This window comes from Aneurinibacillus sp. UBA3580, assembly GCF_002375825.1.
Taxonomy (GTDB): Bacteria; Bacillota; Bacilli; order Aneurinibacillales; family Aneurinibacillaceae; genus Aneurinibacillus; species Aneurinibacillus danicus.
In genome coordinates this window covers 1-8,906 of the sequence record NZ_DFMZ01000045.1, presented here as the reverse complement: position 1 = coordinate 8,906, position 8,906 = coordinate 1, and the positions used below count along the sequence as shown (strand labels likewise).

The 8,906-nt window shown below is 48.9% G+C and carries 7 protein-coding genes and 1 other RNA gene; all 8 read right to left on the bottom strand.

Annotation, left to right across the window (positions count from 1 at the left end; translation table 11 throughout):
* Positions 1-177 precede the first annotated feature (177 nt).
* The 8 genes from B2899_RS07140 to rnpB all read right to left on the bottom strand — a co-directional run bounded on the left by B2899_RS07140 (position 178) and on the right by rnpB (position 8,775).
* Positions 178-954: a 3-hydroxybutyrate dehydrogenase gene (locus B2899_RS07140; protein ID WP_174760613.1), complete on the bottom strand. Its 777-nt coding sequence runs from the start codon at positions 952-954 to the stop codon at positions 178-180.
* A gap of 36 nt (positions 955-990) precedes the next feature.
* Positions 991-1,644, bottom strand: a complete 654-nt coding sequence (locus B2899_RS07135; RefSeq protein WP_286884681.1) for a CoA transferase subunit B — start codon at positions 1,642-1,644, stop codon at positions 991-993.
* A 16-nt stretch (positions 1,645-1,660) separates the two neighbouring features.
* A complete protein-coding gene (locus B2899_RS07130) occupies positions 1,661-2,356 on the bottom strand; it encodes a CoA transferase subunit A (protein ID WP_146810909.1) in 696 nt (231 codons plus the stop codon).
* A 75-nt stretch (positions 2,357-2,431) separates the two neighbouring features.
* Positions 2,432-3,826 (bottom strand): GntP family permease, encoded by a 1,395-nt coding sequence (locus B2899_RS07125; RefSeq protein ID WP_286884679.1) that lies wholly within the window; start codon positions 3,824-3,826, stop codon positions 2,432-2,434.
* 335 nt (positions 3,827-4,161) lie between these two features.
* Complete coding sequence (locus B2899_RS07120) at positions 4,162-5,592, bottom strand: sigma-54 interaction domain-containing protein (RefSeq protein ID WP_286884678.1); 1,431 nt, start codon at positions 5,590-5,592, stop codon at positions 4,162-4,164.
* Between the two features lie 42 nt (positions 5,593-5,634).
* A complete protein-coding gene (locus B2899_RS07115) occupies positions 5,635-7,974 on the bottom strand; it encodes an AAA family ATPase (RefSeq protein WP_286884676.1) in 2,340 nt (779 codons plus the stop codon).
* Positions 7,975-7,989: 15 nt separating this feature from the next.
* Positions 7,990-8,274 carry an iron-sulfur cluster biosynthesis family protein gene (locus B2899_RS07110; protein ID WP_146810918.1) on the bottom strand — a complete coding sequence of 95 codons (285 nt, stop codon included), beginning with the start codon at positions 8,272-8,274 and terminating at the stop codon, positions 7,990-7,992.
* 117 nt (positions 8,275-8,391) lie between these two features.
* An RNA gene (gene rnpB / locus B2899_RS07105) (RNase P RNA component class B) lies at positions 8,392-8,775 on the bottom strand.
* Positions 8,776-8,906 lie beyond the last annotated feature (131 nt).

The window sequence follows — 8,906 nt, the reverse complement described above, 5'->3', positions numbered from 1 at the left end:
TTGCGGTACGAAGGAAAAGAGAGAACAGAACGAGGAGAGGATTTTAGTGTAGAAAAAGGCGAAGACCTTTTTCTTCCCTGGATCTTTTTTTCCTCTATCTTCTCCCTCTTTCCTCACGATTTTCACAGAAAAAGACCGCTCTGGAAAATCCAGAGCGGTCTTTTGCCATGGTTTGTACTATTGTGCTGTATAACCGCCATCAACAACTATAGCCTGCCCCGTTACACTGCCTGCTTTATCGCTGGCAATAAACAGCGCATAGTCCGCAATATCCTTGACCGATAGCAACTTGCGCTGTGGTACGAGTGGATAGATGACCTCTTCAAGCACTTTCTCAAGCGGTACGTTGCGCGTCTTGGCCAAATCTGACAGTTGATTTCGTACAAGCGGCGTATCTACATAGCCGGGACAAATTGCATTAACCGTAATGCCATGCGTAGCGCCTTCCAACGCAGCCACTTTAGTTAAACCGATGACGCCATGCTTGGCGCTGTTATACGCTGCCTTGCCCGCGAAGCCGACCAGTCCGTTGATGGAAGCCATATTGATAATACGGCCGAATCCCTGCTGCTTCATAATCGGAAATACATGCTTGATTGCCATAAACGGAGCCACAAGCATTACTTTTACCAGCTGCTCAAACTTCTCCGTCGGAAACTCTTCAATTGGCGAAACGTACTGCAATCCCGCATTATTCACCAGCACATCCAGACGTCCAAATTTTTCCACCGTTTCATCCAGCGCGGCTTTCAATTGTGCTTCATCCGCCACGTTGCAGCCCATACCGATGGCAGCAAAGCCTTCTGCCGTTAACTCGGAGGCCGCAGCTACCGCTGCTTCGGCATTCAAATCACTAATCGCTACTTTTGCACCTTCCCGGGCAAACTCCTTAGCGAGTTCCAAACCAATGCCGCTCGCCGCTCCGGTCAAAAATACAACTTTATCCTGCACCAATTTCGTCATTGATTGCTATGTCTCCTTCTACTTTCCCTATGCTTTGCCGGCCAGCTTTGGAGAAATAATTAATTCCGGTTCTGTAGATTCTCTAATATCCTGTACCGTAAAGCCTGGCGCTACTTCTACCAGTTCGAGACCGTTCGGCGTTACATCGATGACCGCGCGATCCGTAATGATACGGTTTACTACACCTTTGCCCGTCAGCGGCAGCGTGCACTCGTTTAGAATTTTCGGCTGGCCGTGCTTATTCACATGCTCCATAATAACAATGATGCGCTTCGCACCGTGCACCAGGTCCATCGCGCCACCCATGCCTTTGACCATCTTACCCGGAATCATCCAGTTAGCCAGGTCGCCGTTTTTTGATACTTCCATGCCGCCGAGAATGGCTATGTCAATATGACCGCCGCGAATCATCGCAAACGATTCTGCACTGCTGAAAATGCTTGCACCCGGCAGCATTGTAATCGTTTCTTTTCCTGCGTTGATTAATTCTGGATCTACTTCCTCTTCTGCCGGGTACGGTCCGATACCGAGCAGACCATTCTCCGATTGTAGCACAACATGCTTATCCTTCGGAATGTAGTTGGCTACCAATGTCGGAATACCGATACCCAGATTCACGTAAAAACCGTCTTCGATCTCCTGGGCCGCTCGTTTTGCGATTTGCTCTCTTGATAATGCCATCTTATTCCCCTCCTTGTTATGCTTGTGCCTGTACCGTTCTGCGTTCGATTCGTTTCTCGTAGTTCGTGCATTGAATAATACGTTGTACATATATGCTCGGCGTATGGATATGGTCCGGATTCAACTCACCCGGCTCCACAAGTTCCTCCACTTCTGCAATCGTAATTTTTCCTGCCGCCGCCATCATTGGATTAAAGTTGCGGGCCGTTTTGTTGTACACCAGGTTCCCCATGGTGTCACCTTTCCAGGCTTTTACCAACGCGAAATCGGCGGTCAGTCCTGTTTCGAGCAAATATTCTTTGCCGTTGAACGTACGCACTTCGCGCCCTTCGGCAAGCGGTGTACCTACGCCGGCCGGCGTGTAAAATGCCGGAATGCCGGCACCACCTGCGCGGATGCGCTCTGCCAGTGTGCCCTGCGGTACCAATTCCACTTCCAGCTCACCGGATAAAAATTGACGTTCAAACTCTTTATTTTCACCTACGTAAGACGAAATCATTTTCTTAATCTGTTTATTTTGCAGCAGCAGGCCCAACCCCCAATCGTCTACCCCACAGTTATTGGAAATGATCGTCAAATCCTTTACTCCCTTGTCGCGCAATCCAAGAATCAGTTTCTCGGGAATGCCAACCAGACCGAACCCGCCCACCATAATAGTGGCTCCGTCTTGAATGCCGTTTAAAGCTTCATCAATGGATGTAAACACACTCACTTGACTCACTCCTTACTGGATTTATAAATAGGCTGCAGTATAGAATATTGCAACCGCTTGCAAACAAACGAAAATTCAAACGATACCGAACATATAGTAAAGTGCGATAATAAAGAATACAGCGGTTGTTTTAATAAGCGTCATCGCAAAGATATCAATATACGACTGTTTATGTGTAAGTCCGGTTACCGCAAGCAGGGTAATGACTGCCCCATTATGCGGCAACGTGTCCATCCCGCCGGACGCCATGGACGCCACTCGGTGCAGCACTTCCGGATTGATACCGAGCTTCTGCGCCTGCTCCATGTACGTCTCTCCCATGGCCGCCAGCGCAATACTCATCCCCCCTGACGCAGAACCTGTGATCCCAGCCAGCGTCGTCGTCGTCACTGCTTCGTTCACCAGCGGATTGGTAAAGGTATCAGACATCGCCTGGCTGACCGATTTGAAGCCCGGAAGCAGCGAAATGATACCGCCGAATCCGTACTCGGACGCCGTGTTCAGCGTAGCCAGCATCGCGCCGCCGATCGATACGTTAATACCTGCATTGAAATTTTCCTTGATGCGGTTGAACGAGAACAGCAGCACAGTCAGAATGCCCAATACAAGCGCGCCCTCTACCGCCCAGATCGCCGTTTCTTTTGTTACATCGACCGGATTGACCCTGGCAATATTAATGGCTTCAAAGTCGAACTGCTTCCCATAGAACTGCGGAATCAAATTTGTAAAGACTTTGTTGAATACCCCGACAACAATGAGAGGAAGAATGGCAATAAAGGCATTCGGCAGCTTTTCTTCTCCCAGCGGCTCCGGCTCGTTTTTGTGTCCGGTGCCGTATCCCTCGCCGGCAGCCTTTGCTTTTCTTCTTCTCCATTCTAAGTAAATCATACCAATAATGAAGACGAAAAGTCCACCGATAAAGCCAAGCCACGGGGCCGCCCACGTATCCGTTTTGAAAAATGTCGTCGGAATGATGTTCTGAATCTGCGGCGTTCCCGGAAACGCATCCATGGTAAACGTAAACGCTCCGAGCGCAATCGTTCCCGGAATCAACCGCTTCGGAATGTCAGCTGCTTTAAACAGCTCCGCCGCGAACGGATAAACTGCAAACGCTACCACAAACAGCGAAACTCCGCCGTATGTGAGTATAGCGCCGACCAGCACAATCGCCAGCATCGCACGGCTCGGACCGATAAGCTTGATCACCGCACCGGTAATCGACTTGGCAAAGCCGGACATCTCAATGACTTTACCGAAAATGGCACCCAAAAGAAATACCGGAAAATAACTTTTAATAAAGCCAACCATCTTATCCATAAATACACCTGAGAAAAACGGCAGCACATATCCCGGATCCGTCAATAGCACCGCAAACAGCGCAGCAATGGGAGCAAATAAAATGACGCTGAAGCCGCGGTACGCAACAAACATAAGGAAAAATAGTGCCAATAAAATGACGATAACTTCCATCTAACTTCCTCCTTTTTTCTAAAACAAGAGGTTAAAACGTTTTCATATTGTGCTTCGAGTTTTCTCTTTATTTTATTACCACTCCTCCACTCTCTGCCGCATTCCCCATCCACATTCTAAACAAAAGCAAAATCTATGCCAAAATAACCTCTTTTTTTGACGATTCATTTACACATCTGATAAAAACTGATGTTTCTTTGTTTCTATGGCCTGAAGAAAAAATAAATCAAGAGCCATCCTTTTAAAAAAACCTTATTTTTTCCAAAATATTGGACTTTAATTCCAAAATATTGGACGAAAAGAATGATTCTCTTCGTCCAATATGTAACGCTTATTTATTCTGTAATTTGATATTTAAAAATTTTGGCGTATAAGCTGGACTTGCTAATGCCGAGACGCTCCGCCGCCCGCAATTTGTTGCCGTCACATTCCCGGATCGCCCGTCGAATCGCCGATGCTTCCGCTTGCTCTACCGCCTGTTTTAATGTACCTGCTCCATTATCGTTCTCCCTAACAGTCACTTCGCTTCCAATGACAGCAGGAAGGTCCTGTTTTGTAATCACAGGGCCGTTCTTGACGTACAATGTACGCTCCAGCACGTTCCGCAGTTCGCGAATATTTCCCGGCCACGAATAGGCAAGCAGCACATCCACAGCTTCCCGTTCGATACCTTCAACCGGAATTCCCGTCTCTTTTTCAAGCTTCTCCAAAAAGTGTTCGATAAGAAGAGGAATATCGCTTTTTCGCTCACGCAACGACGGAATATCCAGCATAACCACATTCAACCGGTAGTACAAATCATGGCGGAACTTTCCCTGCTCGACCAATGACAGCAAATCCTTGTTTGTCGCTGCGATAATCCGTACATCTACCGACTCCGGCTTATCCGCTCCGATCGGCTCAATTTCCTTTTCCTGCAGGACACGCAGCAATTTAACCTGCATCATCAGCGGCATTTCGCTAATCTCATCAAGAAAGATGGTACCGCCGTTTGCAAGCGAAAACTTGCCTTTCTTCCCGGACTTCTTGGCTCCGGTAAACGCTCCTTCCTTGTAGCCAAACAGCTCCGATTCCAGGAGCGCATCAGGAATGGCCGCACAGTTTACTTTAATGAGCGGACCTGCCCCCCGGTAGCTCTCACGATGAATCGCGTGCGCGAACAACTCTTTCCCCGTCCCGCTCTCACCTTTCAGCAAAATGGTTGTATCGCTTTTTGCAACCCGTTGTCCCAGGCGCTTTACCTTCTCCAGCTCTTCACTTGACCCCAGGATCGTATCGAATGAATACTTAGCCTGCAGTCGCTTATCCAGCTCATCTTTATAATAATTCAGCTCTTTACGCAGGTTTTCCATCTTCGTGGAAAGAGCAAACAAATCATCCACCTGCTGAAACATGACGGTTCCGACGACAGCGGCTACTTTTCCCTGGTTAAATACCGGAATCCGACTTGCAATCATCTCCCGCCCGTTAATCTTTTGCATCTGGGCAATTTCCGGTTTTCCTGTTTGTCCGACAATGTGCATGCGCGTATTTTCAATCACTTCGGTTACATGCTTGCCGATGATTTCGCTCAGCTTCTTGCCTAGAAAATCCGCGTAAATCTCATTTGCCATTAAAATATATCCTTTCGGATCGACAATAAGTACGCCTTCATAAGCATGATCGATAATCGTCTGCAGCATGTCTTTTTCCTCTTTTACTTTCTGCGCTTTACCCGCCAAATCAACCAGCAGACGGTGAACCCATCCGTTTCGCCGGATAATCATGATGCATCCCCCCCTTATTCCGCTACATATCAATGCGGCTTTCTATAGCATAGACGCACCGCGCACATCCGCCTCTTCGATCCGCATTAGCTCTTCTAGCGTAAAGGATGTGCGACCGGTATCCATCAACCGTCTGGCCTGCCGCTGTCCGGCTGCTTCGATGAGTGATCGTGCCAGCCGGGCGTTGCCATTCTCTGCCCTGTTTTTTTCCGTAAAATAACCGCGGAGTTGATTCAAGGCCGAAAGAGACAGCTGATACCCCATATCAGCAGCATATCTTTTGGCTACTTCTACAAGCTCTTCCGCCGAATAATCGGGAAAATGGAAATATTTTTTAAATCGAGAACGCAGGCCGGGATTCATATCGAGCAGTTCTTCCATCAGCCTCGGATACCCGGCCAGAATAACGGCAAGATTCTCTTGGTGCTTCGTCATCTCTTCAACAAGCGTATCGATTGCCTCCACACTATAATCATTCGGCCCTGAGGGAATGAGGGCGTGCGCTTCGTCAATGAACAGCACACCGCCAAGCGCTTCCGCAATTTTGCGCCTCGTCTTGGCCGCCGTCTGTCCGACATACTCTGCCACCAAATCCGCCCGTCCGACGGTGACCAGATGACCGCGCTTTAGCACGCCTGCTTCCTTCAATATGGCAGCATACAATTCTCCCATCGTTGTTTTTCCGGTTCCCGGATTGCCTGAGAATACGGCGTGTACCTCGACTGGCATAACCGGCAATCCGCTCTCTTTTCTCTTTTGCTGAATAGATAAAAACGCAAACAGTGTAGAAATCTCATCTTTTATGGCTTTCAATCCAACCAGTTCATGCAAGCGCTCTACAGCAGGCTTTACCTGCACCTGAGGAAGGGCGAAGTCTTCCGCATACAAAATCGCGTACTCATCAGACGGCATCTCTTCCAGGCGTTCAAGTTTCCTTCCCTTTGCCGTAATCGCATCAAGAATGATATTTTTCACAGTTCGGGCATTGCCGAAGGTCATGTCCACCCGCTCCGCCTCGATACGCTCTCTCAGTGCGACAAGCGCGCTTTCCGTCAGCACAAACTCATTATTGCGCGCTACCAGTTGCCCGATTTCCACCAGTTCATCCATCGTGAAATCCGGCAGGATAAAATGTCCGTTCTCCGGAAATCGGCTTCTCAGACCCGGATTGGCCAGCAGGAAATTGCGCATCTCTTCCGGATAACCGGCCAGCACAACGGCAAACGTCCCCGCATACTCACCGCCGGTCATCGCCGCAACCAGCGTGTCGATCGCTACCTGACCGAAGTCATTTTCTGCGCTTCCTGCCCGCTTTAAACTATACGCTTCATCAATGAACAGTACACCGCCTACCGCACGCTGTACAGCTTCCATCACCTTCTGCTCCGTATGCCCCACGTAGGATCCCACCAGATGAGAACGATCCACTTCAACAACAGAAGGTCTCTCGAGCAGGCCAAGCTCATGATAAATTTCAGCCAACAGGCGGGCGATCGTCGTTTTCCCGGTGCCCGGATTCCCCATTAAGACTGCATGCAGGCCTACACGATCGCGCATGGTAAACCCCTGTTCATTTCTTCGGGTTATATACAGAAGAAAATAGTATAAATCACGAATCCGTTTTTTTATTTCCTCCATGCCAATAAGCTCATCCAGCCTCTCCAGCGCGGAGGTCGCCTCCTGACTCTCCCGTCGATAGGGAGCAAACAAGCGGTTCCAGCGCTCGATATATTGATTAAGCGCCTCCACCGATTCATTTAGCTGCCGCAGTATCTCTTCCGGAGCATACAATCCGTTAATCGATCGGCTATAAGCAATCGCACGCTCATCCACCTCCCGCACGATCCCCGGCATTTCCCCCAGAAGCGAGGTGGCCTGCTCCCAGACATCATGCTGTGTCCCCAGATTTATTTGAGTCCTTCTTCCTTCTTCTACCAGGCGTTCAGCTCGGCCCCTTATCTCCCCGGTTATTTTCTGCATTTCCTGCTGCAGTTCAATCGTTTTCTGCTTCTTGTATTCGGCCGGATCTACCTGGCGAGGCAAAGAAAATGAAACATCGCCGAATAGGGAAGCGAGAGCAGACAGCACAGTAAGTCTGAGATATTTCCAGGCTGCTCGTTGCGTAGGATCAAGTTCTACAGCACGCGTGAGCCATTCCGCGGCCCGCTGTTCTTGACTTTCCCATGTCACAATACCAAGACAGGTATATAGCAGAGCCTCCCAGGGAGTAAGCCGTTCGGTTTCAATATGCTGCTTCCAATGAGCAAGCTGCGCATATAGTTCAGCAGCACGGGCTCCGCATCTTCGCGGATGCTTCTCCACCTCTTCGGATAACCTGTGAATGGCTTCCGTCCATTCATCAAATTGCAGCGTTCGATTCATGAGGCACCTCTTTCTTTATTCTAACGAAGGATTGTAAAATTCAAAGCCGTATTCCCCTAAGTATTTATTATAAGAAAGTGTTCCTCCATCGAAATACCAGGCGTCGCTTCCGCGAATCCAAAAACAGATTCCTTCCACTTCAAATAACACGTCATCCGTACCGATTTCATCCTGTGAACTTTTTTCTACAGCATAAAAAAGGCCGCCTGTACCAGGACCACCCGTCCGCACATAGAATCGGTAGCATTCTCCTTCCCGGAAATCGGCATATTTCTTATAAGCCTGCACTGCTTCAGGCATAATGGTAAAATTCACAGTCGCACCTCCAGCATCCTGCAATGGTAATAAATGTAGAAAAAACCGTCCCCAATGCATGGAACGGTTTTCTATATAAATCAATATAACGGCCATAAGAAGTGCTGTAAGCCAGGTTTTGTCCTTCCCGTACTCTTCGCGGCAGCCAGCCTGGTACACGGAAGTGACAGTCATCTATCTACGAGAGCATCCTCTCGTCTATCCTCCAGTTCAATTCCCTTCAGATAGTGCCCCTACCAAAATTTGGGTTGCTCGCTTGCGGGGTTTACCTCGTTCCACCTCTGCCGTTTCCGACAGAGCTTCGTCACTGTGGCACTTTCAGGCTATTCTCGACATATCCCAAAGGGACTTAGCCGATTTCACCGCCGTCAGCCGTTGAAACGACTGCCCTACCTTGCGGCAGGCACAAACACTCCGGGCATCGCAGCCCGGGCGAGCCTGGACTTTCCTCTATTCATGTAACATGAACAGCGACTGTCCACACTTCTTATGTTATAAAATTATACACATAGTTATGCGTTCATAATCAATTATGATGGTGCGGACGAAGGGACTTGAACCCCCACGGTATTGCTACCACTAGAACCTGAATCTAGCGCGTCTGCCGATTCCGCCAC